Source organism: Rouxiella sp. Mn2063 (assembly GCF_049319665.1).
Lineage (GTDB): Bacteria > Pseudomonadota > Gammaproteobacteria > Enterobacterales > Enterobacteriaceae > JBMOUD01.
The window spans coordinates 201,704-227,235 of the sequence record NZ_JBMOUD010000003.1 but is presented as its reverse complement, the minus strand read 5'-3'; the positions used below and the strand labels follow the sequence as shown (position 1 = coordinate 227,235).

The window sequence follows — 25,532 nt, the reverse complement described above, 5'->3', positions numbered from 1 at the left end:
GCACCCCTTTTAATTTTTACGAAGGGTAAAATAAATAGCCAAATTAATGTTTGATGGCAGTCACGTTTTTTTGAATTAACTCAGACTCATCTCAATTTAGTTCAGTGAATTGGCGCTAAACTGCTCGTAAAATTAGCAAAATAGCTCAAATGGGCGTGCACATTACCCATTCAAGCCATTAATTACGAGGTGAAAAATAATTCAATAAAGCGCTTAGGAAGACTGGGACATATCGAGGTGGAACAATTTTCCAAAGTTAGCTGTCGTTGTTTGCGCCAAGGTTTCCAGGCTCACACCTTTGAGCACAGCAAGATATTCGGCAACATCACGCACATAAGCAGGCTGGTTTTCTTTGCCACGATGCGGGACCGGCGCTAAATAAGGTGAGTCAGTTTCAATTAACAAACGATCTAACGGCACATAACGGGCGGCTTCGCGCAGTTGTTCGGCGTTACGGAAAGTGACAATGCCAGAAAAGGAGATATAGAAACCTAAATCGAGCAGTTCTTCCGCCGTCGCTCTATCTTCAGTGAAGCAATGTAAAACACCGCCGCACTCGCCCGCTTTCTCTTCACGCAAGATAGCCAACGTATCTTCACGCGCATCGCGTGTGTGCACTATCACGGGTTTATTTAGCTCACGTCCTACGCGAATGTGCTCGCGGAAGGAGTCCTGTTGTAGTTGCAACTGAGCCGGTTCTTTTTGATAGAAGTAATCCAGACCAGTCTCACCCATTGCGACAACTTTTTTATCCGCAGCTAATGCCCGCAATTGGGCGAAATCATAGCCGTCTTCAATGTTTAGAGGATGAACACCGCAGGAAAATGCCACCTGTGGGCGATCGCCAATCAACGATGTCATCGCCTGATAACCTGGCAGCGTCGTTGCCACCGCTAGCATGAACTTGACGTCACGCTCACGAGCTTTTTCTAAAACATTATCAACGCCGCTGTGTAACGTCTCATAATCCAGGCTATCGAGATGACAGTGTGAATCAACTAAATACATAATATTTAACTCATTATTCAATAAAACAATATCTGACGGAGCACGTATGCTTCGCCAGGCAATGTATGTTTAGCCAGACAATCTATGCAAGATATGCTGGCTATCTCACCAACCCGCTCTACGCTATTCACGCCGCGCCGCTAAACCGTTGTTCCGATTCCAGCAAACGCTCAGTCAGCAAGAGCTCACGGTTTACACCTACCACGGTGACCAGTTGCTGACGGCAATTTACCCACTGTTGCATTTCTTCTTGCAACAGAGTATTCGGCACCGTATTTGCCAATTGCGCTATCAACGCATGCTGGTCATGGTTAATGACATATTGCCCTGCGCCCTGCTGCCATTTCATGGCATCAAGCAGCAAAGAACACAACCATTGCAAGCGTTCAGCAACATCCTCGTGATTAAGAGACGCTAACAAGGAGAGTAAATCGCCCTGTTGCCATCCTTGTGCTAAATGCGCAAACAACGATTGCCGTTGCTGCCAAGACTCGGGTTGCAATAAGTTAAGCGCGGCCAAAGGCGCACCTGCACTCAAACGCAACGCCGTAGTAATCGCCGCAGGTTCAGCGGGAAGCTGCCGAGAAATCCATTGTGCAGTTGGCGCTTCGTCTGGCGCGGGGAGATGCCAATAAAAACAGCGGCTACGTAATGTCGCAAGCAGTTGTGAAGGCTCCCGACAACCGATGATAAAATAGGTTTTAGCCGGCGGCTCTTCGAGCGTTTTTAATAACGCATTGGCGGCAGCTTCGGTCAACTGCTCAGCATGTGCTAACCAAATCACCTTCGCCCCGCCCTGTTGGGAATAATTATAGAGGGTTTCAATCAACTGGCGGATAGGTTCTACCCCCAGCGTATTTTTGCCTTTTTCAGGCGCTAATACATGCCAATCTGGATGGTTGCCAGCAATCATCAAATGGCAGCTGTGGCATTTGCCGCAACTTTTATCACCATCACGATGTTGGCACAACAGCCACCGGCTCAACCCATAGACCAGCGCGTCCTCCCCCATACCATATGCTGCATGAAGTAATAATGCATGGTGATCGCGGCCATGTTGATATTGTCCAATCAACTGGCGATAAGGGCCATTTAGCCACGGATACCAATTCATTGCGCACGACCCTGCTGTATGGCGAACCATTCATGTAGCGCCTGCACAATTGCTGTGGAAACTTGTTCTAATGGCGCAGAAGCATCGATGGTTTTTATCCGGCTATCTTGTGCAGCCAGTTCAAGATAACGGCTGCGAGTACGGTGGAAGAAATCCAACGACTCTTGTTCAATACGATCCAGTTCACCACGCGCCCTGGCACGTTGCAGGCCAATAGCCGGGTCCAGATCGAGATATAAGGTCAAATCAGGATAAAAATCCCCCAGCACCGTATCTCGCAAAGAGGTCATCAGATTGATATCAATCCCTCTGCCGCCGCCCTGATAAGCCTGAGAAGATAGATCATGGCGATCGCCAACCACCCAAGCACCACGTGCTAAAGCAGGTTTAATCACATTTTCCACCAGTTGTACCCGAGCCGCGTACAACATCAGTACTTCGGCCTGATCGGTGAGTTTTTCCCCCTCAACGCCAAGCTTTATTAAATCACGCAGTTTTTCTGCCAGCGGCGTCCCCCCCGGCTCGCGGGTAAAGACAATCTCTTCAACACCAAGTTCACGCAAGGTTTTGACCACTAAATCACGTGCCGTAGTCTTTCCAGCTCCTTCGAGCCCTTCGATAACGATGAAATTACTTTTCATTCTTACTTTTCATCAGATCGCGATAAACACGAACTGCCTTGTTATGACTGTCAAGATTGGTTGTAAACGTATGCCCGCCCTGTCCATTAGCAACAAAGTAGAGATAAGCAGTTTTTGCCGGGTGCGCAGCAGCTTCGATGGAGGACTCACTTGGCATCGCAATCGGTGATGGCGGCAATCCGCTAATCACATAAGTATTGTAAGGCGTTGGCGTCTCAAGATCTTTCTTGCTAATACTGCCATGATAATTTTCGCCCATGCCATAAATTACCGTTGGATCGGTTTGTAGACGCATACCGATACGCAGACGATTAATAAAGACTGAGGCGACTTCGCTGCGCTCGTCTTTAATCGCTGTTTCTTTTTCAATAATTGAGGCCATCGTCAACATATCAGTCGGCGTTTTATAAGGCAGGGAATCTGCGCGACCTTGCCAAATTTTATCCACGGTCTTTTCCATCCGCTGATGTGCACGCTGCAACAGCGATAAATCTGTGGTGCCCGCAGTATAAAGGTAAGTATCCGGGTAGAGCCAACCTTCTGCGTTTTTAGTCTCTTTCATTTGCAAGGCTTCAGCTATCTGCTCGCCATTTTTGTCCGCCAGCTGATGCTTGATATAAGGCGCGTTCTGTAACACGGCCATCCATTCACGCAGGGTAAAACCTTCGACAAAACGAATGCTGAATTGCGCTTCTTTACCACTTTCTAACAGCTCAAGCATTTGACGTACTGTCATACCCGCCGTAAAACGGTAGGTACCCGCTTTAAAATGGCTTAAATCCGGCTCAACCCGCAGCAGCCAGCTAAAGAAGTGGTTCTCCTGAATCAACTTACTTTCGACCAACAAGCTTTCTAAACCAACCCGCCCCGTTCCTGCAGGCAAGGTGAAGATGGTTTCATTTTTAACATTAAGTGGACGATCGGCGTAACGCTCTACTTTGTAATAGGCAAGTGTTATCAGGCCAATGATAATGACCAAGATAGCAATGATGAGTTTAGTTTTTTTGGTTTTCATAGATCATTCACTTATTCAGTGCCTGCTGGCAAAAATCGTACAGTTCCGATGCGTTATAACGCCAATTGCCCGCCTGCTTGACCGGAAGGATAGGCATCAACGCATTACAAATAATGACCTCGTCAGCACTCGCAAGACGAGTGACCGGCTCACTAACGATTTCCAGGTTAAAGTTATCGCTAGCGTTAAGTAAGTTAATTAAACGCTGGCGCATGATGCCAGCCACACCGGAATAAGACAGATCCGGAGTAAAAACGCGATGCCCTTCACGCCAAAAAATATTTGCAGCACAACACTCAACCAGCATTCCAGCGGTATCAGCTACCAACGCTTCATCAGCATCCGTTTGTTCTAAAGCCTGGCGGATCATTACCTGCTCCAGGCGATTAAGATGCTTAAGGCCTGCCAATAATGGATTACGGCTGAGTTGCACCGGGCTGAGCGTTAACCGCACACCCTGCTGTTGCCATTGCAAGTAATGTTGTGGATAAGCAGAAAGCGACATGATCCGCGTCGGGCCACTACAACCTAGCGCGCTATATCCCCGCCCGCCCTGACCACGGGTAAGCATCACTTTCAACACGCCTAGCTCACAGCCTTCGGCAGCAGCTTGCATCTCGGATTCGAGTTGTTTCCAGTCGCACTCTGGTAGAAATAATTGCTGGCTATTTTGTTGCAACCGAGTCAAATGATCGGCCAGATAATCGACGCGACCATTGAGTACTTTGGCCGTAGTAAAACAGCCGTCGCCAAATTGTACCGCACGGTCGGATATCGGCAATAATGTCTCATGGACGCCATTAACCCAGCTCATCGATTTTCACCCTCGAAATGGTTGATAGACTGATGTTTTAGCCACCAGGATGCCAGCAGAGCAATCTTACTTTTAATACAGTTTATCAGCGGTCCAGTATGTTGTTGAATGAATATTCAGACAGCAAAAAGGCCCGGAACTCGGGCCTTTACACTACCGACAAACTCGCTTATTAGATCTTACGGAAAACCAATGAACCATTGGTTCCACCAAAGCCAAACGAGTTACACAACGTGTACTGCATGTCTTTAACCTGACGTCCATTGTGGGCGACGAAGTCCAAATCACAACCGCTGTCCGGGTTATCCAAGTTGATGGTCGGCGGAACCGCTTGGTCTCGCAGCGCCAGCACGGTAAAGATAGACTCAACAGCGCCTGCCGCTCCCAACAGATGGCCGGTCATCGATTTGGTCGAGCTTACCAGCACTTTATGCGCATCAGCACCGAATACAGATTTCACCGCCTGTGCTTCGGCTTTATCGCCCGCAGGTGTTGATGTGCCATGCGCATTGATATAGCCAATTTGCGCGGCATCAATACCGGCATCACGTAGCGCGTTAGTCATCGCCAAAGCCGCACCCGCACCGTCTTCAGGTGGTGATGTCATATGGAAAGCATCGCTGCTCATTCCAAAGCCTACAAGCTCGGCATAAATTTTGGCGCCACGTTTTTTCGCGTGTTCGTACTCTTCCAGCACCATAATGCCGGCACCATCACCCAGCACAAAGCCATCGCGGTCTTTATCCCACGGACGACTTGCTGCTTGCGGGTTGTCATTACGAGTCGATAAAGCGCGAGCTGCGCCAAATCCCCCAATACCGAGCGGCGTACTGGCTTTTTCGCCACCACCAGCCAGCATCACATCGGCGTCGTTGAACGCGATGATACGTGCGGCGTGACCAATATTGTGCACACCAGAAGTACAAGCTGTAGAAATAGAGATACTTGGTCCACGTAACCCGAACATGATGCTCAAATGGCCTGCGATCATGTTAACAATGGTTGAAGGAACGAAGAATGGACTGATTTTTCGCGGACCACTTTGAACCAATGATGAATGGTTTTCTTCGATAAGGCCAAGCCCGCCGATACCGGAACCAATCGCGGCACCAATACGAGGTGCATTTTGTTCATTGATTTCCAAGCCACTGTCTTGCATGGCCTGAATGCCGGCGGCAATTCCGTATTGAATAAAGGCATCCATCTTGCGGGCATCTTTGCGCGAGATGTACTCTTCACAATTAAAATCTTTAATTACGCCAGCAAATTTAGTTGCATAGGCACTTGTATCAAAATGGTCAATCAGGCTGATGCCACTCTTACCGGCAAGGAGAGCGCTCCATGTGGACTCTACTGTATTGCCGACAGGAGAGAGCATTCCTAGTCCAGTCACAACAACTCGACGCTTAGACACGAATGTCCTCCAGGGAGGGAAAAATTAAATACCTTTGCACAAAAAAAACTTAGGCGGTCAAATGACCGCCTAACTATCTTAACCTACAGCATTTAAACACAGCCAGCCGTGTTTAAGCTAATGCAGGGTTCGCTTACTGTTGGCTAGCGTTGATGAAATCAATAGCTGCTTGAACAGTAGTGATTTTTTCAGCTTCTTCGTCAGGGATCTCGGTGTCGAACTCTTCTTCCAGAGCCATAACCAGCTCAACGGTGTCGAGAGAATCAGCGCCAAGGTCGTCTACGAAAGATGCAGAATTTACTACTTCTTCCTGTTTAACACCCAGCTGTTCAACGATGATTTTCTTAACGCGTTCTTCGATAGTGCTCATACTCTTAAATTTCCTATCAAAACTCGCTTTCGCGATGGTTTTCGTAGTGTATAAAATGTTGAAAAAGATGCAACTAAATCCCGGCTATTCAAACCACGAATTTGCCCTATTTTGCGGTTTTTACCGCAAATAATGCAAATAGTTTCGTAATTTTTAAATCATGTACATGCCGCCATTGACATGTAATGTTTCGCCGGTGATATAGCCAGCCTCATCTGAGGCTAGAAAAGCAACAGCGCTGGCGATCTCTTTAGCATCACCCAACCGGTTGGCTGGGACTGATGCCAAAATGCCCGCGCGTTGGTCATCTGTCAACGCCCTTGTCATATCCGTCTCAATAAAGCCGGGAGCAACGACGTTAACAGTAATGCCGCGTGAAGCAACTTCACGCGCCAAAGACTTACTAAAACCAATCAAGCCAGCTTTAGCCGCCGCGTAATTTGCCTGCCCTGCGTTCCCCATGGTTCCAACAACAGAACCGATGGTAATGATCCGGCCAAACCGCTTCTTCATCATAGCCCGCATAACCGCTTTTGACAGGCGGAATACAGAAGTCAGATTCGTATCCAGGATATCCTGCCACTCATCATCCTTCATACGCATGAGAAGGTTATCACGGGTAATGCCCGCATTATTAACTAAAATATCGATTTCGCCGAATTCTGCTCGAATAGCCAGCAAAACTTGCTCAATCGATGCAGAATCAACCACATCCAGCGCGAAACCTTTACCGTTTTCGCCTAAATAATCGCTAATTGCTTGCGCGCCACTTTCACTGGTAGCAGTACCAATAACTTTCGCACCGCCAGCTACCAATTTTTCCGCGATAGCACGACCAATACCACGGCTTGCGCCAGTGACCAGTGCGATTTTACCTTCGAAACTCATTATCTGCCTCTTATTCTTGTTCTAATGCCGCTGTCAGAGTCGCAGTATCATTTACTGCCGCTGCGGTCAGGGTATCAACAATACGTTTGGTCAATCCGGTTAATACTTTGCCCGGCCCAACCTCTAATAAGTGTTCAACGCCCTGCGCTGCCATGTATTCTACAGATTCTGTCCAACGAACTGGACTGTACAGTTGGCGCACTAACGCGCTGCGAATCGCTTCAGGTGAAGTTTCAACCCGTACATCCACATTATTGACAACCGGATATTGCGGCGCGCTGAAGGTTACATCTTCAAGCGCAATAGCCATTTTATCAGCAGCAGGTTTCATTAACGCACAATGCGATGGCACGCTGACTGGTAAAGGTAATGCACGTTTTGCGCCCGCAGCTTTACAAGCAGCTCCAGCACGCTCAACGGCTTCTTTATTGCCTGCAATAACCACTTGCCCCGGTGAATTGAAGTTTACCGGAGAGACAACCTGTCCCTGGGCAGATTCTTCACAAGCTTTGACGATAGCGTCATTGTCCAGGCCGATGATAGCGTACATCGCACCAGTACCTTCTGGCACAGCTTCTTGCATCAGTTTGCCACGCAGTTCAACCAAGCTGATTGCCTGCTGGAAATCCAACACACCGGCACAAACCAGTGCGGAATATTCACCCAGACTGTGGCCAGCCATCAATGCCGGTGTGGCACCATTTTGCTGCTGCCATACACGCCAAATTGCAACAGATGCAGCCAACAGTGCCGGTTGCGTCTGCCAGGTTTTATTGAGTTCTTCTGCCGGCCCTTGTTGAACCAGTTGCCACAAATCATATCCCAGCACTGAAGACGCTTGTGAAAAGGTCTCTTCAACAACGGGATAAGTGGCTGCCAAATCGGCAAGCATACCTAAAGATTGAGAACCCTGACCAGGAAAAACAACCGCAATTTTTGTCATTTTAATCGTCCTGTTAAATCAAAAACGAACCAGCGCCGAACCCCAGGTAAAGCCGCCGCCAAACGCCTCAAGCAGCACTAAGTGCCCACGTTGAATGCGACCATCGCGTACGGCTTCATCAAGTGCAGAAGGAACGGAAGCTGCGGAAGTGTTGCCATGACGATCCAATGTCACGACCACTTTGTCCATGTCCATTCCCAGCTTTTTCGCTGTAGCGCTGATAATGCGCAGGTTCGCTTGGTGTGGAACCAGCCAGTCAAGCTGTGAGCGGTCCATATTGTTAGCTTCCAGCGTTTCTTCAACAACGTGGGCCAACTCAGTAACAGCAACTTTAAATACTTCATTACCAGCCATGGTGACATAAGCTGATTCATCGGAATTTTGTTGGTCTGGGTAAGCCAACGTTAGCAGATTACCGTAATGACCATCAGCATGCATATGGGTAGAAATAATCCCCTGCTCTTCTGATGCTCCCAGCAATACCGCACCAGCACCGTCACCAAAGAGGATAACAGTGCCGCGATCTTCAGGATCGAGTTTACGAGAAAGCACGTCGGCACCGATCACTAGTGCATAGCGCACAGCGCCATTTTTGACGTACTGATCGGCAACACTCAGGGCGTAAGTGAACCCAGCGCAAGCTGCCGCGAGGTCAAAGGCCGCACAATCTTTGATTCCCAATAAGTTCTGCACTTGGCAGGCAGAGCTTGGAAATGCATGTGAAGATGAGGTTGTGGCAACAATGATCAGTCCAACATCGTGTTTATCGACATCGGCCATTTCCAATGCTTTTTCCGCTGCGAGTAGGCCCATTGTGGCCACAGTCTCATCCGGTGCAGCAATACGACGTTCACGAATCCCTGTGCGGGTGACAATCCACTCGTCAGAAGTTTCGACCATTTTTTCTAAGTCGGCGTTTGACCGAACTTGAACGGGTAAATAGCTCCCCGTACCGAGAATCTTTGTATGCATGTACGATCAATCACTCTTAGGTAAAACAGCCTCAAGGCGCACGGCAATTTTTTGAGCTACTTGCCGCTGCACCGCCTGTACAGCCTGTTCGATAGCAACAGCGAACGCTCGCTGATTTGCTCCACCATGACTTTTTATGACAATGCCGCGTAAGCCCAACAAGCAAGCACCATTATATTGGTCTGGGTTCAAATGGCCGAAACGTTTGGCAAGTTTCTTTTGCAAGATTTTCCCCAACCATTTCAGCCACCAGGCTTTTTTGCCACTCTCATCAGAGGATTTGAGCAGTGACAGAAACATCCTAATCACACCTTCCATTGTTTTAAGTGTGACATTGCCTACAAAGCCGTCGCACACCATCACATCTGTTTTACCAGTAAGAAGGTCATTGCCTTCAAGATACCCGATATAATTGATTGTGGGTGTTTTTTTTAAAATCGACGCCGCCTCTCGGATGTTATCTAGCCCTTTTGATTCTTCCTCGCCGATATTAAGCAAGGCAACGCGCGGATTTTCCACTCCGACCACTTGTTCTGCCATGACGGAACCCATCACAGCAAATTGCACCAGCATCCTGCTGTCGCATTCTACATTCGCACCTAAATCCAACACCACGGTTTTTCCACGCTGCTGGTTAGGTAAAACTGTCATCAATGCCGGACGCTCAATGCCATCCAGAGGCTTTAAAACCAGTTTAGCTAATCCCATCAGTGCGCCGGTATTACCCGCGCTGACGCAAGCCTGCGCCTCACCGTTTTTGATCAACTCCAACGCCACCCGCATTGAACTACCGCGACTTGCGCGGATAGCCTGCGAAACTCTTGCATCGCTGGCAATGACTGACTCAGCACCAATAATGCTAATTCGCGATTGTTGCGAAGCATCGGCTTGGGCGAGTAAGGGCGTGATTATGTCGGGGTCTCCGACCAAAAGAAGATGAAGTTCGGGATTAGAGGTCAGTGCCTGCAATGAAGCAGGCACTGTGACGGAAGGACCGAAATCCCCGCCCATAACATCTAACGCTAAAGTTAGACGTTTCAAGGTATCGCCTTGCACATATTTATCGAGTAAATAGTTATCGAGTAAATAGTTAGCAAGTAATTCTTAGCCGATAACCTTGCGACCGCGGTAGAAACCGTCGGCAGTGATGTGGTGACGCAGGTGAGTCTCGCCAGAAGTTTTGTCCACAGACAAAGTGGCGGTGGTCAGCGCATCGTGTGAACGACGCATGCCACGTTTAGAACGGGTTGGTTTATTCTGTTGTACGGCCATGGACCTTACTCCTCAATTACTTTTCTTTAAACTCGCTAATACGGAAAATGGATTTGGTTTCTCCGCCTCTGCAGGCAGTTTGCCAAACACCATGTCCGCGTCGGACACTTCACAGTGTTCAGATTCATGTACCGGAACGACAGGCAGTGAAAGAATAATTTCGTCTTCAATCATTGCCAGCAAATCGACTTCGCCATAATCATCGACGTCAATCGGCTCGTACGCTTCCGGTAATGCCTCAGCCTGTTCATCATTTTGAACAGGACTAAAACAATATGTTGTGTGAACCTGATGCTCAAATGTCTTGCCACATCTCTGACATTCCAGAGTCACGACAACCTCTGAATGGCCTTTAATAACAGCCAAACGCTGATTGTCTATGTCAAACGACAAAGATGTTTGAACATCTGAATCCACGCTGACTACTGATTCAGCAACTCGTGTTACCTGCTCAGCTTCGTAGACACCAATATAATCTAAACGCTTCTGAGCGGTACGAACCGCATCAACAGCCAGGGGTAATTTTACCTTTTGCATAGGGCGCGCATATTAACTTTGTAACGACATAGAGTCAAAGAAAAAGGCCTACAAACCACACCTTTCTCCAATATTCGCTTCCTCAGAGCCTATTATAAATCGTTACTTCCCGTCGAAATTACGGCGTAATCGCACATAAATTACGCGATCTTTCGACGTGAAATCTGCCCGGTATTTCGCGTCACGGAACACCGTTTCAATCGAATGTTCAACTGATGTCGATTTAGAATAGGCTCTTAGCGGCGTACAGTTTAAAATGTGTCACACAATAACGCTACGCTTTGTGAAAAAAATAATGATCATTTCGACAAAAAAGATCCTTTTAGCCTCAACCTCAGTTTACCGACGCGCTGTGTTGGAAAAAACGACCTTACCTTTTAGTGTTTCCGCCCCCATCGCAGATGAAACGCCACTAAGCGGGGAATCAGCTAGCGAATTAGTCACTCGCCTCGCACAAAAAAAAGCAGCGTCACTGGTAGAAAAATATCCTGGCCACGTGATTATTGGATCAGATCAAGTTTGTGTGATCGACCAAAGGATCCTCGGTAAACCTCATGGTTTTGACAAAGCCTTTGAACAGTTACGTCTGGCAAGTGGCCGAGCGGTGACCTTTTATACTGGCCTATGTCTGCTAGACAGTGATACAGGTCAAACTCAGGTGATTTGTGAGCCTTTTGTAGTGAACTTTCGCGAGTTGAGCGACCAAGAGATAGAAGGTTATCTCCTCTTGGAACAACCTTATGATTGCGCTGGCAGTTTTAAATGTGAGGGATTAGGGATTAGTCTGTTTGAATCGCTTAATGGACGTGACCCTAATTCACTTATCGGTCTGCCGCTGATCGCCTTGCTGGCAATGCTTCGCGAATGGGGAATTAACCCTCTGGCGCGATCTCAAGACTAGCCTACCGAACATTGGCGTGACATGCTGCTGATAATCTTTTTAAGCCATAGGGCGAATTCATGTTGTTTAGTCAGGACTTTTTGAATAATCAATCCATTGTGCCCTATGCCAAAGATTATCAACATGGCGATTTTGAGCCGAGTCACAGCCATAATTGCGCGCAACTAATCCATAGTCTCAGCGGTGTTGTACAGGTCAATACTCGCCAGGGAAGCTGGGTAGTCCCACCGGGGCGTGGCGTATGGCTGCCTGCGCGAACCGAACATAGTCTGCGTTTCACGGGAAAAGTCGCTGCTCGTACATTGTTTGTTGATCCCTTAGCACGAGCAGATCTGCCAGCACGTTGCCAAGTGGTACAAATATCACCGCTGTTACGTGAACTTATCCTTTGTGCATTTGATATCCCGGCAAATTATCAAAGCGGAGGCCGTGAGGAACGCGTGATGGAGCTGATTTTGGATGAGTTACGCGTTTTACCGACGCTGCCACTGCAACTGCCAGAACCGCGCAATGACAGATTGCTGATGTTGTGCCAACAAATTCAGCAATCTCTTTCACAGCCTTGGGAAATAGAACAGGCTGCCAAATTTCTTAATGTCAGCAGCCGCACTCTCTCTCGCCATTTTCAGCGCGAAACTGGATTACGTTTCGGCGACTGGGTACGGCGCGCACGCCTGCTGGCAGCGCTAAACGCCTTGGCTATTGGACGCTCAATACTCGAGGTATCACTCGACCTTGGTTACGACAGCCCCAGTGCGTTCAGCGCCATGTTTCGCCGTCAATTAGGCGTGGCACCGAGTGCTTATTTTACACAGACACCACCGGTTATTTCACCAGATAGCGACTTGCCACGCTAAACAGTGCACGCAAAGAAGCACTGGCCGAATCGGCATCAATCCCTACGCCATAAACGGCAGTCTCACCTTTTATCGGTGTACAACGAATATAGGCAACGGCACGACTATCGCTTTGATGGCCTAGCGTATGTTGGTGATAATCATCGATGGTCAACACCAAGCCGAAGGCTTGACGCAAGGCATCGACAGCACTAGAAAGCAACCCATTCCCTTCGCCATGTAATTGTTGCTGCTCACCATTAATAGATACGCTGGCGGTGAAGCTATAAGCATCTTCTCCGTGGCTTTGCGTTTGATAATTCAACAACTGCAATGGCAACTGCTCAACCAAACCATAGCTATGGCGGAACAGTCGCCAAATATCAGCAATCGTCATCTCTTTTCCGCTACGGTCTGTCTCTTGTTGAACGACTTTGCTGAAATCAATCTGCAGGGCACGTGGTAACGATAATCCGTGGTTCTGCTCTAGCAACCACGCTGCCCCGCTTTTACCCGATTGGCTGTTTACACGAATAATGGCTTCATACGTACAGCCGATATCTGCGGGATCGATAATAAGGTAAGGCACCTGCCACAAACTATCGGCTTGCTGTACTGCGAAACCTTTTTTAATCGCATCTTGATGTGAACCGGAGAAGGCGGTAAAGACCAGCTCTCCCGCATAAGGATGGCGTGGATGGACAGGCAGCTGGTTACACTGCTCCACCATTTCCACAATGTGCTTCAACTGGCTAAAATCTAGCCCAGGTGCTACGCCTTGCGTATAGAGATTAAGTGCCAAGGTAACCAAATCGACATTACCAGTACGTTCACCATTACCGAACAAACAGCCCTCTACTCTATCGGCACCCGCCAACATTGCCAGCTCAGCACAGGCAATACCTGTACCGCGGTCGTTATGGGGATGCACGCTGATCGCGACTTGCTGGCGGCGCGTAAAATGTCGACAAAACCATTCTATCTGGTCAGCATAAACATTCGGTGTACTGGCTTCGACGGTAGCAGGCAAGTTGATAATCATCGGCCGCTGCGGTCCCGGTTGCCACACATCGGCGACGGCTTCACAAATTTCCAGCGCGAAGTCTAATTCGGTCAGACAAAAGACTTCTGGCGAGTACTCAAATGTCCATTCGGTTTCAGGGCGTTGATCGCACTGTTGGCGGACACGGCGAGCACCATTCACCGCCAATGCGATAGTCGCGGCTTTATCTTGTTTGAAGACGATCTCACGGAAAGTAGGCGCAGTCGCATTATAAAGGTGAACGATAGCGCGCGGTACGCCATCCAGGGATTCAAAGGTACGATCGATTAAATCTTCTCGTGACTGCGTCAATACCTGGATAGTGACATCGTGGGGGATCTGCTTTTCTTCAATCAATGAACGAACAAAATCAAAATCAGTTTGTGATGCCGAAGGAAACGCCACTTCAATTTCTTTAAAACCACATTGCAACAACATCTGATAGAACTGGCTTTTACGCGCATTATCCATCGGCTCAGCTAACGCCTGATTACCATCGCGAAGATCGCTGGAACACCAGCGAGGTGCGTGTAATTGCTGCTTTGAAGGCCACTGACGATCGGGCAGATTAATCGGCGGGAAGGGTTGATATTTGGTCGCCGGGTTGCTCAACATGATGATTCTCCTGAATAGCTGAAAGCACATTTCAGCCATTATTCCCCCAATTGCCACCATCCTGCGCCCCGTTAGCCGACAACCATCGTCGCATAACGGACAAAAACAGCAAGAAGGCATCACTTGCGTGATAGTCATTGAGGGATTTTAGGCAAGGAGGGAATGTCAGCTGGTGCGACACAAAACGGGAGATTGATAATATTCCCCATCGGCAATCGCTGCCGATGGGGGCAAACCTTTACTTGCTTGCAGCACGCAGTTTATTGAGTGCATTACGCAATTTCGGTTCTAACGGTGCCTCAATACGTATTGTTTCGCCGGTATTCGGATGTTCAAAGCGCAAGGCCGCCGCGTGTAGGAATAGACGATTAATCCCGCTACCTGCTAGCTGCGCATCAAACTCACGGTCACCGTAGCGATCGTCATAGGCAATAGGATGCCCAGCATGTTGTGTATGCACACGAATCTGGTGAGTCCTCCCCGTTACCGGGCTAGCTTTAACCAAGGTCGCAAAGGCGTATTTCTCTTCGATTTTGAAACGCGTCTCTGACGGCTTACCTTCACTACTGACTCGCACAATGCGTTCGCCACTTTGCAGGATGTTTTTCAGTAAAGGAGCCTGAACCACTTTGCAATGTGATTGCCACTCGCCGCGAACCAATGCAAGGTAATCTTTCTGCATGGTTTTCATGCGCAGTTGCTCATGCAAAGAACGCAGCGCTGACCGCTTCTTAGCCACCAGCAACACACCTGAAGTATCACGGTCTAAACGATGTACCAGTTCGAGAAAACGTGCATCAGGGCGCAACGCACGCAAACCTTCAATAACACCGAAGCTTAATCCACTGCCACCATGAACCGCCGTGCCTGAAGGCTTGTTGAGAATCAATAGATGCTCATCTTCATATAAGATGCAGTGCTCAAGTGCAGCAACTTTATCGAGTTTCGCCGAGACCTGTGTTTCGTCACGCTCGGCAACTCTCACCGGTGGTACTCGTACTTCATCGCCTGCTAATAGCTTATATTCTGGTTTGATACGTTTTTTATTTACTCGCACCTCGCCTTTACGGACGATGCGATAAATCATGCTTTTAGGTACACCTTTGAGTAGCGTGCGCAGAAAATTATCAATGCGTTGGCCAGCTTCTTCTTCGGTAATGGGTATTATTTGTACGCTTGGGTTATCAGTTGTCATGAGCCATGTTTCTAAATGATTCTAAATATCGGAAAGCAGTTCGCATCACCGATTTTTATGTGCTTAACTCTAAGTTTACCAGTAACTATCGAGGAATACTCAACCCAAGGGATTAATTAATGATTAATAGCAAGACTCGCGCGCGGCGATGTGCATGATTATCTTTACCGCTGCCGAAAAGTCACCTTGCTATCACAGTGCATGCAATGGAATAATGAGGTTACTTTCCGCGTTGTTTCTCTTCAAGTTAGAGAAAACGCAGGAATTATAAATTTGCCTGATTGCACAAAAACGCAGCAATGGCGTAAGACGTAATGTGAAATCAAGCAATTAGCGGGCTGCGGGTTGCAGCTTGGCCGGCAAGTGGAATGAGATCTATCTGCATAAGTTCAGAAGCTATTCCCATAATAAAAGTGCTGTTTTCATTAAGCTGGTGTAGTTAATACGGCAGAAGCAGACTTACCGAAATAATGCGCCCCTATGCAAGCGACAACCGGGAGGTTGACGACTTTGCGAGAAGACTCGGGGCCAACGGTTTATCCGGTCATGAGGTTATTTTGCCCGCAGTTCTGTCAATAATGCAAAAATAACGAGTAAGTTAAGATGAAAAGAATGTTGATAAACGCGACTCAGCAAGAAGAGTTGCGCGTTGCTCTTGTCGATGGACAAAGGTTGTATGACCTGGATATTGAAAGCCCAGGGCATGAGCAAAAAAAAGCCAATATTTATAAAGGTAAAATCACTCGTATAGAGCCTAGCCTTGAAGCCGCCTTTGTTGATTACGGCGCTGAAAGACACGGTTTCCTCCCTCTGAAAGAAATCGCTCGCGAATATTTCCCAAGCAATTACTCCTCTCATGGCCGCCCAAACATCAAAGATGTATTGCGTGAAGGTCAGGAAGTGATTGTTCAAGTCGATAAAGAAGAACGTGGTAACAAAGGCGCAGCACTGACGACGTTTATCAGTCTGGCCGGTAGCTATTTAGTGTTAATGCCTAACAATCCACGCGCCGGGGGTATCTCTCGCCGGATTGAAGGTGATGACCGTACCGAATTGAAAGAAGCACTGTCGTCTCTGCAATTGCCAGACGGCATGGGCTTAATTGTACGCACCGCCGGTGTTGGTAAATCGGCCGATGCTCTGCAATGGGATTTGTCTTTCCGCCTCAAGCACTGGGATGCTATCAAGAAAGCCGCAGAAGGACGTCCAGCACCTTTCCTGATTCACCAAGAAAGTAATGTTATCGTCCGTGCCTTCCGTGATTATCTACGCCCAGATATCGGCGAGATCTTGATCGATAACCCGAAAGTTCTCGAATTGGCTAAAGAGCATATTGCCGCGCTCGGCCGCCCAGATTTCAGCAGCAAGATTAAACCTTATGTTGGTGAAATCCCGCTGTTTAGCCACTACCAAATCGAATCGCAGATCGAATCAGCCTTCCAGCGTGAAGTTCGTCTGCCTTCTGGTGGCTCAATCGTTATTGATACTACCGAAGCGCTGACGGCGATTGATATCAACTCCGCTCGTGCAACCCGCGGTGGCGATATCGAAGAAACGGCCTTCAATACCAATTTGGAAGCGACTGACGAAATCGCTCGCCAGCTGCGCTTGCGTGACCTCGGTGGTTTGATTGTTATCGACTACATCGACATGACGCCAGTTCGTCACCAGCGTGAAGTTGAAAACCGTTTACGCGATGCAGTGCGTCAAGACCGTGCGCGTATTCAGATTGGCCGTATTTCCCGCTTCGGTCTGTTGGAAATGTCTCGCCAGCGTTTGAGCCCTTCCTTGGGCGAATCGACTCATCACGTGTGCCCACGTTGTAGCGGTACCGGTACGATTCGTGATAACGAATCGCTGTCGCTGTCTATTCTGCGTTTGATCGAAGAAGAAGCGCTGAAAGAGAACACCAAAGAAGTACATGCCATTGTCCCTGTGCCAATCGCCTCCTACCTACTCAATGAAAAACGCGAGTCGGTTAATGCGATTGAAAAACGTCAGGGCGGTGTGCGTGCGGTGATCGTGCCTAATGACCAAATGCAGACACCTCACTATCACGTATTGCGTGTACGCAAAGGTGAAGAGAGTTCTACACTGAGCTACCTGCTGCCACAGATTCATGAAGCAGAAATGCTGCAACCGTCTGAGGAAGTGCCAAGCGAACGTAAGCGTCCTGAACAACCAGCTTTAGCAACCTTTGCCCTGCCTGTTGAAGCACCGCAAGTTGCCTTTGCACAACCAGAAACGCCAGCGCAACCAGCACAACCGAAACCAGCGGCTAAGACGCCAGAAGCTAAAGGTGGTTTTGTTTCTCGCCTGTTGAGTGGTCTGAAAGGCCTGTTTGTTTCATCACCTCAACCAGCACCTGCCGCACCGGTTGAAGAAGCCAAAGCGACGCCTGAAACCACTGAAAATGATAATCGTCGTAATGGCGATCGTCGTAATCAACGTCGTCAAGGTGGCCGTCGCGATCGTAACGGTGAACGCAACGAGCGTACCAACGATCGTGGTGAGCGTAGCGAACGCAGCAATGAACGTAACGAACGCAACAACGATCGCGGTGAGCGTCAGAACCGTGATAACCGTGGTGAAGGTCGTGATAATCGTGAGCAGCGTGAGGATCAACGCCGCAACCGCCGTAATCAAGAGCCAGTTGCCGCCGTTGAGTCTCAGGATGAAGAGCGCGACAACGTCGCTCGTGAAGAGCAACAACCACGGCGCGAGCGTGGCGATCGTTCTCGCCGCCGCCAAGATGACAAGCGTAAAACGTTGCCAGAAGAAAAAGTTGCTGACAACAAGGTTGTTGAAGAGGTTGCAGTACAAGATGTTGAATCAGAAAATACCGATCATCATCAGATGCCAACTCAACGTCGCCAACGTCGTCAGTTGACGCAGAAAGTCCGCTTTGAATCAGAAGTTGATCAAGAAGCTGAAGCAGCTGCACAACAGTTGATTACTGGTGTTAAACCAGTAGAGAACAAACCTGCCGCTGTCGATGTAGCACCGGTTCAGGCCGCACCTGCTGTTGAAGCTAATGCAGAAACTGAAACCGAAGATGCACAACGTGAAAACGGCATGCCACGTCGTTCACGCCGTTCTCCACGCCATCTGCGTGTAAGCGGTCAACGTCGTCGTCGTTATCGTGATGAGCGCTATCCATCACAGTCACCAATGCCGTTAGCGGGTGCTTTTGTATCACCTGAAATGGCATCGGGCAAAGTATGGATCAGCTATCCTGTCGCACAGCCTGTTGAAACCCAGGTTGCTCAGACTGAAGACGTTGTTGCATCAACCGAACAGGTTACTGCTACACAACCGGCTAATACAGTAGAGGCACCAGTGAATAGCGTTGCCGCTGAAACATTCAGCGCTGTAGAGACGGTGGCAGCAAATCAAACTCCTGACATCGTCGAGAACCAGGTTGCAGAAAATAACATCGTTGAAAACAGTGTTATCGAAAGCGAGACGGTAAAAGATGCTGTTTCCGAGCAGACAACGGATGCTGCTGTAGTTCAGGCTGTAGTTCAGGCTCCAATTGAGGAAACTCAGCCACAACAGACTCAGGTAAATCCTGTTGAGGTTATTGAACCGGTTGCTGCTCAAACCACGGTACAGGCTATTGCAGAACCTGTTGCCATTGAACCAGTAGTTGCTGAACCAGTTACTGCTGAGCCGGTTGTTGTAGAAGCGGCTGTTGTAGAACCAGTAGCTGTAGAGCCAGCCGTTGTCGTTCAGGCACCGGCTGCAGTTCCTAAATCAGAACATACGGCTACAGCAACGGCTACCGTTGAACAAGCGCCTGTCGTTGAATCTGCTGTACAAGTAGAGCAATCAGCGCCTGTTGTGGCTAAAGCTGAATCTTTAGCACCTGCTACAGAGGCACGCTTTAAGCACCACGCCACTGCGCCAATGACTAAAGCACCAGCGCCTGCTTATACTGAATCGTCAGTCGTACAAAGTGATTGGGTTCGCCCAGCGTTTGACTTTGACGGCAAAGGTGCAGCAGGTGGCCATTCAGCCGCTAGCACAGCAACAGCGCCAGCGACCAGGCCGGTGATGCCTGAATAACAGCATGCAATATCCCCCAAGCGCCTAGACTTGGGGAACAAAAAACCCGCTGAACATGGCGGGTTTTTTTATGGTTACAAGAAAAGATCGGCGGACAAAGTTGATGATTAAACAATCAGCTTCAATTTTTTAATCTCTATATGCTCGATTTTACCCTCAAGCGCCGCGATAAACTGTTGAAAATGAGCGCTCTTCTCATGTAAATCGATATCCTCTTGTGAACGCCAACGTTCAAAGAAAACAAAAGAGTTGCTGCTGCCAATTTCAAGCTGCAAATCATACTGTAAACATCCAGGCTCTTTTCGACTCGCCGAAATGACATCGTTCAGTGGTTGTTTCAATGCCTCGACATACTCCGGTTTTACCGTAAATGGGGCAAGGATCCTGATTTCCATATATAACTCCTAAATGATGAATGTATCGTCAGAGCAAGCCAAACCAGAACAGGCGGCATTGTCATAGCGCAACTCGTTATAGCTACTGCCCTATTACGCCATTGATTTCACGCTTAACGCAACAAACGGATGCATCCGACGCATTTTACGCTTATTCTTACCCCCCGCCGATAATGCTCCCATTACTGCACCTGATTTGTACGCCTTGTCTCTCGATGCCGGAGTTTTTCTCATGACCGCAGTACCACAAGTTTTAAAAATTCGCCGCCCTGATGATTGGCATATCCATTTTCGTGATGATGATATGCTCAAAACCGTGTTGCCCTTCACCAGCGAAGTCTTTGCACGCGCGATTGTGATGCCAAATTTAACGCCACCAATAACCACCGTCGATGCTGCTATTGCCTATCGTCAGCGTATTATTGATGCCATCCCGGCCGGTCACCGTTTTACCCCGCTACTAACTTGCTATTTAACCGATACACTCGATCCCGATGAGTTGGCTCGTGGCTTTGAGCAAGGCGTGTTTACTGCAGCCAAGTTATACCCGGCCAATGCAACGACCAATTCTAGCCACGGTGTGAGCAACGTACCTGCGATCTACCCCGTTTTGGAGAGAATGCAGAAAATTGGTATGCCACTGCTGATCCACGGCGAAGTCACCCATGCTGATGTTGATATTTTCGACCGCGAAGCTCGTTTTATAGACGAAGTGATGGAACCAATTCGCCGCCATTTCCCAGAGCTAAAAATTGTTTTCGAGCACATCACAACGAAAGAAGCAGCCCAGTACGTGCTGGCAGGCAATCGTTTTCTTGGCGCGACTATCACGCCTCAGCATTTGATGTTTAACCGCAATCACATGTTAGTCGGTGGTGTTCGTCCGCATCTGTTCTGTTTGCCAATTCTTAAACGTAATGTGCACCAGCAAGCGTTGAGAGATGTGATTGCCAGCGGTGCCGATCGTTTCTTCCTCGGTACAGACTCGGCCCCTCATACCAAAGACCGCAAAGAGTCGAGTTGTGGTTGTGCCGGTTGCTTTAATGCACCGCTGGCGATCCCGGCTTATGCGACAGTATTTGAAGAAATGGACGCCTTACAACACCTAGAGGCTTTCTGTTCTCTGAATGGCCCACGCTTCTACGGCCTGCCAATCAATGAGGACTTTATTGAACTGACTCGCACGCAGGTCACTCAACCTGAGTCTATTCCTTATGGCAGCGAGACAGTGATTCCATTCCTAGCGGGACAAACCCTCAACTGGAAAGTGACAGCCTGTTGATTCAAGGGAGAAAGGTGATTAGCCTTTCTCCTGATTCTTACGCATTATCTTGCTAAGGCTCAGAAACCTGTATATATTCACAGTATATTATTGACGGGAGCGGCTATGCGTATTGAAGTCACTATCGATAAAACAAAACCTTTACCAAACGGCGCCCTTGAGGCACTTTCTGGTGAATTATTGAAACGAATCGATCGAGAATTTACTGATAACAGTCATTCGGTCCATGTCCGATATGCCAGCACTAATAACCTTTCGGTGATGGGTGGTGCAAAAACAGATAAAGACCGAATTGAAGAAATTTTACAAGAAACCTGGGAAAGTGCCGACGACTGGTTCAGTGCTGACTAGATTTTATGCGTATTAATAATAATCAGGCCTAATCAGCCAGCTGTTTTTCCTTTCGCCGGGCGTCGCTGTCCGGCTTTTTTAGTTACTGCACTTCTCTTTTCTCTCCTAATTTTTGTTATCAATATATACCCAAAATAATTGGCGTTACCTTAAGGCCGCAAAGGAACGTGTCCCGATGAGCTTGCTGCAGTGAGTGATTCGGATAAGTAACTGCAAGGCAACTTCAAATATGGCGGGAATAGCAGTGACCAAGTATTGTGCTGAGATACATAGTTACAACTAAATTTCGTATTTATATCCACATAATCGAGTAAATGATTATACTGAAAATGTTCACCAAATTGTGAGCCGCAATGATCCTCGTTAGTTACTCTAGAAAGTTACTACAAAATAAGGGGTCTAGTATGGACAGAAATGATGAAGTTATTCAGACACACCCACTTGTTGGTTGGGATATCAGTACCGTCGACGCTTATGATGCAATGATGATACGTCTTCATTACCTGTCTTCTAAAGATCAGCCGCCGGAAGATGCACAGGTAGACAGAACCTTATGGTTAACTACCGACGTAGCAAGACAACTTATAAATATTCTTGAAGCTGGCATTGAAAAAATAGAATCCACTGAGTTGCAATATATTGACCATAGAAAACATTAACCCTCCCAAAGTAGCCTAAAGCACCTGTTGAACAACAGGTGCTTTTTTTATGCCCTCCCCTGCGCCAACTTGCCTTATGGCACATAAACTCTCTATGATGGCGAGTGTCTTATATTGCTCAATTTATTCAGGGGAACCAGTAAGTATGGATTATGATTTAATCGTAGTTGGCAGTGGTTCTGTCGGTTCTGCAGCAGGATATTACGCCACTAAGGCAGGACTTAATGTGCTGATGATTGACAGCGCAATGCCGCCTCACCAATCTGGTAGCCATCATGGTGAAACCCGATTGATTCGCCACGCGTATGGTGAAGGTGTTCGCTATGTTCCTATGGTGCTACGTGCCCAGCAACTATGGGATGAGTTAGCCGAACTATCCGGTGAAAAAATTTTCCATAAATGCGGCGTGATTAATATTGCGCCTGAAGGCTCAGCATTTATCGAGAATGTTAAAGCGAGCGCCACCAAATTTAATTTACGTACTGAAAACTTAAGTGCTGAACAGATTAAACAAAAATGGCCACAAATAAATATTTCTGAAAAATATTGTGGCGTTTTTGAACCAAATTCAGGTTATCTACAGTGTGAGAAAGCCGTAAGCGCCTATATACGATTAGCGCGCGAAGCAGGTTGCGCTCAGCTGTTTAATTGTCCTGTAGAATCAATTCACTATGAAGGTGATATTGCTGTCGTTACCACTCATGAAGGACAATACCGGGCACCTAAACTTGCTCTGACAGCAGGAACATGGGTTAAAAAATTCATACCATCATTACCTATGACGCCAATGCGTAAAGTGTTTTCCTGGCATCATGCCGACGGCCGTTTTAGTGAAGAAAATTCTTTCCCAGGCTTTACAATGCAAACTTTAACGGGCGATCAGTTTTACGGTTTCCCTGCCGTCAAAGATGCATTGAAATTGGGCAAACATAACGGTGGCCAAAATATCGATTCACCGGAACAGAGAACCGCCTTTGGCACAATCAAAGAAGATGGCACAGAAGTATTCGGTTTTCTGCGCGAATTTTTACCTGGCGTTGGTGTCTGTTTAGAAGGTAAAGCCTGTACCTACGATATGACGGCCGATGAAGATTTCATTATTGACCAATTACCACAACATACTAATACATTAGTAATAAGTGGCTTAAGTGGACATGGTTTTAAATTTGCCAGCGTATTAGGTGAGATTGTGACGTTATTTTCACAAAATAAATCAATAGATTTTGATCTCACTCCCTTTGCTTTGCAGCGTTTTAATTAAACAGTGCTGATATAAAATTATGAATGTTCGCCATTATTTTTCGGCGAACATATAACACCCACCCATTTTAGGTAGAGTTATATTTTATCAATAAAAGTAAAATGGCCGTTTTATCTATTGACACCATTACTCATAAATAATTATCTTTAGAATTAGAAAGCACAGGAGTGGTTTCTAAAATGTACTTATAGTGATGATAGCCTGTAACGTTAAACGCTTATAGTAGCAAACATTTATGACTATAAGTATTTATAAATACAAGCATTTATAACAACAAGGAAGTATAGTATGAAGCTATTAATTATTGAACCCTGTACCTTTACGCGGTTAGGAATATATGCTTTTTTAACCGCGGATCAAAACATTGAGATACATGATTTTGACAGCATCGAAAATGCACTCTCCTCTGTTGAAGAATTTAAACCCGATATCGCCTTTGTTAATGTCAGCCAATACTGCCACATCGCAGATGTTGACCCTTCCCTAAGAGAGCTTCTTGAACTTAGGCATAGTTGTACGATTTTTTGCTATATGGACTCTTCATATCCTGAAAGTACAGCACCAATTTTGGTATCTGATAATTTTTTCATTCTCAACAAGCATGCCGTTACCCCTGTTCTAAAAGATATCATTCGTTCCCCAGCTAGTGTTTTTCTCGAACATCAGTCCACAATGCCAAGTTCAGCCCTGACAGATCAAGAAACTTTAGTGATGAATTACTGGATGGCAGAAATGCCGAATTATCGTATTGCTAAAAAGCTGAATATTAGTAGTCGAACAGTTTACGTTCATAAACGTCATATAACCCAAAAGATGAAAGTACATAATCGTTTAGAGTTCTGTTTCGTATATAACTTAATAAAATACTTATATTGGCCAATTAACAGAAAAGCAACATTACCGCTAAGCAGGCAAACAAAATCTGACATTCTTAGCTTAAGTATAAATTAGCCGACTGCAGATTGAATCTGTCTACCCAAACCATCTATCTAACCATCAGCCCAAGTCTTGCTGATGGTTTATCTTCTTTATTTATCTTTAATCCATTCATACCGAAAAATTAATTTATGCATTATTAATGATGAATATTATCATTTAATATATGTTATATCTTTTTTGAGAGGTGATGACATTCTTTGGCATAAATTTACAAAAATATAATAAATAGAAGCGGCAATCCTCTCAATTAAACGCAACTCACTCAATCCAAAGAAAACAAAATAATCCATATAAATCATACCATTAAAGAAAATAAAAACAAAACATCCCGTAATTAACTAATCACCATGCGTTAAATGTTGCCAGAATATTTCAAAGTGTATATATTTGAAAAAATGCGACTCATTGAAATATGGAATAAGTCATGCGTTGGAAAAATACAACAAAGAGCTTTGGTCGAATATCTATATCTATTCACTGGTTAGTGGCGCTCGCCGTATACGGTTTATTTGGGCTAGGGTTATGGATGGTCGGTTTAGGCTATTACGATACTTGGTATCACCAGGCCCCAGAATTGCATAAAAGTATTGGCATACTAGTCTTTGCATTGATGATTGTCCGCCTTATATGGCGCTTTATATCTCCTCCACCAAAGCCTCTGGATAACAATAGTCAATTAACGCGACTTGGTGCCTGGTTTGCACATGTGCTGTTATTTATTGGTTTGTTTACGATTCTCATCAGTGGCTATCTAATTTCTACTGCTGAAGGACAGGCTATCAGTGTCTTTGGTTGGTTTAGTATTCCAGCAACATTAAGTGGTATAGAACAACAAGCAGACATTGCAGGAACCATTCACCTTTGGTTCGCTTGGGGCTTGGTGATTCTTTCAGTTTTGCATGCTCTCGCTGCACTGAAACATCATTTTATTGACCGTGATGATACGTTAAAACGGATGTTAGGACGATCGACTAAAACCCATATTATAAATGGAGAATAA

General features: G+C 46.9%; 25 protein-coding genes. 9 read left to right on the top strand and 16 right to left on the bottom strand.

Annotated features, from left to right (window positions below; genetic code table 11):
• Positions 1–213: 213 nt before the first annotated feature.
• From ACL9RG_RS06475 to yceD, 13 genes are all read right to left on the bottom strand, one after another.
• On the bottom strand, positions 214–1,008 hold the full coding sequence (locus ACL9RG_RS06475) for a metal-dependent hydrolase (protein WP_422791777.1): 795 nt from the start codon (positions 1,006–1,008) through the stop codon (positions 214–216).
• Between the two features lie 127 nt (positions 1,009–1,135).
• Positions 1,136–2,122, bottom strand: coding sequence for a DNA polymerase III subunit delta' (gene holB, locus ACL9RG_RS06470; RefSeq protein WP_422791776.1), 987 nt, complete (start codon positions 2,120–2,122; stop codon positions 1,136–1,138).
• The gene (gene tmk, locus ACL9RG_RS06465) at positions 2,119–2,763 is read right to left on the bottom strand and encodes a dTMP kinase (protein ID WP_422791775.1); all 645 of its coding nucleotides are present in this window, start codon (positions 2,761–2,763) and stop codon (positions 2,119–2,121) included. The genes holB and tmk overlap by 4 nt, the downstream gene beginning before the upstream one ends.
• Entirely contained in the window at positions 2,753–3,778 is a 1,026-nt protein-coding gene (mltG, locus tag ACL9RG_RS06460; protein WP_422791774.1) for an endolytic transglycosylase MltG, read from the bottom strand. The genes tmk and mltG overlap by 11 nt, the downstream gene beginning before the upstream one ends.
• A 7-nt stretch (positions 3,779–3,785) precedes the next feature.
• Positions 3,786–4,592: an aminodeoxychorismate lyase gene (gene pabC / locus ACL9RG_RS06455; protein ID WP_422791773.1), complete on the bottom strand. Its 807-nt coding sequence runs from the start codon at positions 4,590–4,592 to the stop codon at positions 3,786–3,788.
• Between the two features lie 172 nt (positions 4,593–4,764).
• A complete protein-coding gene (gene fabF, locus ACL9RG_RS06450) occupies positions 4,765–6,006 on the bottom strand; it encodes a beta-ketoacyl-ACP synthase II (RefSeq protein ID WP_422791772.1) in 1,242 nt (413 codons plus the stop codon).
• Positions 6,007–6,139: 133 nt separating this feature from the next.
• Positions 6,140–6,376, bottom strand: coding sequence for an acyl carrier protein (acpP, locus tag ACL9RG_RS06445; protein WP_422791771.1), 237 nt, complete (start codon positions 6,374–6,376; stop codon positions 6,140–6,142).
• 153 nt (positions 6,377–6,529) lie between these two features.
• Complete coding sequence (fabG, locus tag ACL9RG_RS06440; protein WP_422791770.1) at positions 6,530–7,264, bottom strand: 3-oxoacyl-ACP reductase FabG; 735 nt, start codon at positions 7,262–7,264, stop codon at positions 6,530–6,532.
• Between the two features lie 10 nt (positions 7,265–7,274).
• Positions 7,275–8,207: an ACP S-malonyltransferase gene (gene fabD, locus ACL9RG_RS06435; protein WP_422791769.1), complete on the bottom strand. Its 933-nt coding sequence runs from the start codon at positions 8,205–8,207 to the stop codon at positions 7,275–7,277.
• 18 nt (positions 8,208–8,225) lie between these two features.
• Positions 8,226–9,179, bottom strand: coding sequence for a beta-ketoacyl-ACP synthase III (locus ACL9RG_RS06430; protein WP_422791768.1), 954 nt, complete (start codon positions 9,177–9,179; stop codon positions 8,226–8,228).
• 6 nt (positions 9,180–9,185) lie between these two features.
• Entirely contained in the window at positions 9,186–10,220 is a 1,035-nt protein-coding gene (gene plsX, locus ACL9RG_RS06425) for a phosphate acyltransferase PlsX (protein WP_422791767.1), read from the bottom strand.
• Positions 10,221–10,283: 63 nt separating this feature from the next.
• Positions 10,284–10,451: a 50S ribosomal protein L32 gene (rpmF, locus tag ACL9RG_RS06420; RefSeq protein WP_002210931.1), complete on the bottom strand. Its 168-nt coding sequence runs from the start codon at positions 10,449–10,451 to the stop codon at positions 10,284–10,286.
• A 12-nt stretch (positions 10,452–10,463) separates the two neighbouring features.
• Positions 10,464–10,988, bottom strand: a complete 525-nt coding sequence (gene yceD / locus ACL9RG_RS06415) for a 23S rRNA accumulation protein YceD (protein ID WP_422791766.1) — start codon at positions 10,986–10,988, stop codon at positions 10,464–10,466.
• A 295-nt stretch (positions 10,989–11,283) separates the two neighbouring features.
• On the opposite strand from yceD, the gene ACL9RG_RS06410 reads away from it, so the two are divergent.
• On the top strand, positions 11,284–11,889 hold the full coding sequence (locus tag ACL9RG_RS06410; RefSeq protein WP_422791765.1) for a Maf family protein: 606 nt from the start codon (positions 11,284–11,286) through the stop codon (positions 11,887–11,889).
• Positions 11,890–11,948: 59 nt separating this feature from the next.
• Positions 11,949–12,746 carry a helix-turn-helix domain-containing protein gene (locus ACL9RG_RS06405; RefSeq protein WP_422791764.1) on the top strand — a complete coding sequence of 266 codons (798 nt, stop codon included), beginning with the start codon at positions 11,949–11,951 and terminating at the stop codon, positions 12,744–12,746.
• Here the strand turns inward: ACL9RG_RS06405 and leuA are convergent.
• Both leuA and rluC read right to left on the bottom strand, forming a co-directional pair.
• Positions 12,715–14,382, bottom strand: coding sequence for a 2-isopropylmalate synthase (gene leuA / locus ACL9RG_RS06400; RefSeq protein ID WP_422791763.1), 1,668 nt, complete (start codon positions 14,380–14,382; stop codon positions 12,715–12,717). The two genes, ACL9RG_RS06405 and leuA, sit on opposite strands and share 32 nt — an antisense overlap.
• A gap of 238 nt (positions 14,383–14,620) precedes the next feature.
• Positions 14,621–15,577 (bottom strand): 23S rRNA pseudouridine(955/2504/2580) synthase RluC, encoded by a 957-nt coding sequence (gene rluC / locus ACL9RG_RS06395; protein ID WP_422791762.1) that lies wholly within the window; start codon positions 15,575–15,577, stop codon positions 14,621–14,623.
• A 603-nt stretch (positions 15,578–16,180) separates the two neighbouring features.
• On the opposite strand from rluC, the gene rne reads away from it, so the two are divergent.
• Complete coding sequence (gene rne / locus ACL9RG_RS06390; protein ID WP_422791761.1) at positions 16,181–19,645, top strand: ribonuclease E; 3,465 nt, start codon at positions 16,181–16,183, stop codon at positions 19,643–19,645.
• 107 nt (positions 19,646–19,752) lie between these two features.
• Here rne and ACL9RG_RS06385 read toward each other — a convergent pair whose 3' ends face one another.
• Complete coding sequence (locus ACL9RG_RS06385; protein WP_422791760.1) at positions 19,753–20,040, bottom strand: putative quinol monooxygenase; 288 nt, start codon at positions 20,038–20,040, stop codon at positions 19,753–19,755.
• 232 nt (positions 20,041–20,272) lie between these two features.
• Between ACL9RG_RS06385 and pyrC the strand changes: the two genes are divergently transcribed.
• The 6 genes from pyrC (at position 20,273) to ACL9RG_RS06355 (ending at position 25,532) form a co-directional block, all read left to right on the top strand.
• Positions 20,273–21,322 (top strand): dihydroorotase, encoded by a 1,050-nt coding sequence (gene pyrC, locus ACL9RG_RS06380; RefSeq protein ID WP_422791759.1) that lies wholly within the window; start codon positions 20,273–20,275, stop codon positions 21,320–21,322.
• Between the two features lie 105 nt (positions 21,323–21,427).
• Positions 21,428–21,673 carry a DNA damage-inducible protein I gene (dinI, locus tag ACL9RG_RS06375; RefSeq protein ID WP_422791758.1) on the top strand — a complete coding sequence of 82 codons (246 nt, stop codon included), beginning with the start codon at positions 21,428–21,430 and terminating at the stop codon, positions 21,671–21,673.
• Positions 21,674–22,077: 404 nt separating this feature from the next.
• Positions 22,078–22,332 (top strand): biofilm formation regulator BssS, encoded by a 255-nt coding sequence (gene bssS / locus ACL9RG_RS06370; RefSeq protein ID WP_422791757.1) that lies wholly within the window; start codon positions 22,078–22,080, stop codon positions 22,330–22,332.
• A 145-nt stretch (positions 22,333–22,477) separates the two neighbouring features.
• Positions 22,478–23,593: an N-methyl-L-tryptophan oxidase gene (solA, locus tag ACL9RG_RS06365; protein WP_422791756.1), complete on the top strand. Its 1,116-nt coding sequence runs from the start codon at positions 22,478–22,480 to the stop codon at positions 23,591–23,593.
• Positions 23,594–23,881: 288 nt separating this feature from the next.
• On the top strand, positions 23,882–24,544 hold the full coding sequence (locus ACL9RG_RS06360; protein WP_422791755.1) for a LuxR C-terminal-related transcriptional regulator: 663 nt from the start codon (positions 23,882–23,884) through the stop codon (positions 24,542–24,544).
• A gap of 412 nt (positions 24,545–24,956) precedes the next feature.
• Positions 24,957–25,532: a cytochrome b gene (locus ACL9RG_RS06355; protein ID WP_422791754.1), complete on the top strand. Its 576-nt coding sequence runs from the start codon at positions 24,957–24,959 to the stop codon at positions 25,530–25,532.

Bases quoted from the DNA above. Each gene is read 5' to 3' on its own strand.
- ACL9RG_RS06475 (WP_422791777.1), bottom strand. From the start codon at position 1,008: ATGTATTTAGTTGATTCACACTGTCATCTCGATAGCCTGGATTATGAG.
- holB (WP_422791776.1), bottom strand. From the start codon at position 2,122: ATGAATTGGTATCCGTGGCTAAATGGCCCTTATCGCCAGTTGATTGGA.
- tmk (WP_422791775.1), bottom strand. From the start codon at position 2,763: ATGAAAAGTAATTTCATCGTTATCGAAGGGCTCGAAGGAGCTGGAAAG.
- mltG (WP_422791774.1), bottom strand. From the start codon at position 3,778: ATGAAAACCAAAAAAACTAAACTCATCATTGCTATCTTGGTCATTATC.
- pabC (WP_422791773.1), bottom strand. From the start codon at position 4,592: ATGAGCTGGGTTAATGGCGTCCATGAGACATTATTGCCGATATCCGAC.
- acpP (WP_422791771.1), bottom strand. From the start codon at position 6,376: ATGAGCACTATCGAAGAACGCGTTAAGAAAATCATCGTTGAACAGCTG.
- fabG (WP_422791770.1), bottom strand. From the start codon at position 7,264: ATGAGTTTCGAAGGTAAAATCGCACTGGTCACTGGCGCAAGCCGTGGT.
- fabD (WP_422791769.1), bottom strand. From the start codon at position 8,207: ATGACAAAAATTGCGGTTGTTTTTCCTGGTCAGGGTTCTCAATCTTTA.
- ACL9RG_RS06430 (WP_422791768.1), bottom strand. From the start codon at position 9,179: ATGCATACAAAGATTCTCGGTACGGGGAGCTATTTACCCGTTCAAGTT.
- rpmF (WP_002210931.1), bottom strand. From the start codon at position 10,451: ATGGCCGTACAACAGAATAAACCAACCCGTTCTAAACGTGGCATGCGT.
- yceD (WP_422791766.1), bottom strand. From the start codon at position 10,988: ATGCAAAAGGTAAAATTACCCCTGGCTGTTGATGCGGTTCGTACCGCT.
- ACL9RG_RS06410 (WP_422791765.1), top strand. From the start codon at position 11,284: ATGATCATTTCGACAAAAAAGATCCTTTTAGCCTCAACCTCAGTTTAC.
- ACL9RG_RS06405 (WP_422791764.1), top strand. From the start codon at position 11,949: ATGTTGTTTAGTCAGGACTTTTTGAATAATCAATCCATTGTGCCCTAT.
- leuA (WP_422791763.1), bottom strand. From the start codon at position 14,382: ATGTTGAGCAACCCGGCGACCAAATATCAACCCTTCCCGCCGATTAAT.
- rluC (WP_422791762.1), bottom strand. From the start codon at position 15,577: ATGACAACTGATAACCCAAGCGTACAAATAATACCCATTACCGAAGAA.
- rne (WP_422791761.1), top strand. From the start codon at position 16,181: ATGAAAAGAATGTTGATAAACGCGACTCAGCAAGAAGAGTTGCGCGTT.
- ACL9RG_RS06385 (WP_422791760.1), bottom strand. From the start codon at position 20,040: ATGGAAATCAGGATCCTTGCCCCATTTACGGTAAAACCGGAGTATGTC.
- pyrC (WP_422791759.1), top strand. From the start codon at position 20,273: ATGACCGCAGTACCACAAGTTTTAAAAATTCGCCGCCCTGATGATTGG.
- dinI (WP_422791758.1), top strand. From the start codon at position 21,428: ATGCGTATTGAAGTCACTATCGATAAAACAAAACCTTTACCAAACGGC.
- bssS (WP_422791757.1), top strand. From the start codon at position 22,078: ATGGACAGAAATGATGAAGTTATTCAGACACACCCACTTGTTGGTTGG.
- solA (WP_422791756.1), top strand. From the start codon at position 22,478: ATGGATTATGATTTAATCGTAGTTGGCAGTGGTTCTGTCGGTTCTGCA.
- ACL9RG_RS06360 (WP_422791755.1), top strand. From the start codon at position 23,882: ATGAAGCTATTAATTATTGAACCCTGTACCTTTACGCGGTTAGGAATA.
- ACL9RG_RS06355 (WP_422791754.1), top strand. From the start codon at position 24,957: ATGCGTTGGAAAAATACAACAAAGAGCTTTGGTCGAATATCTATATCT.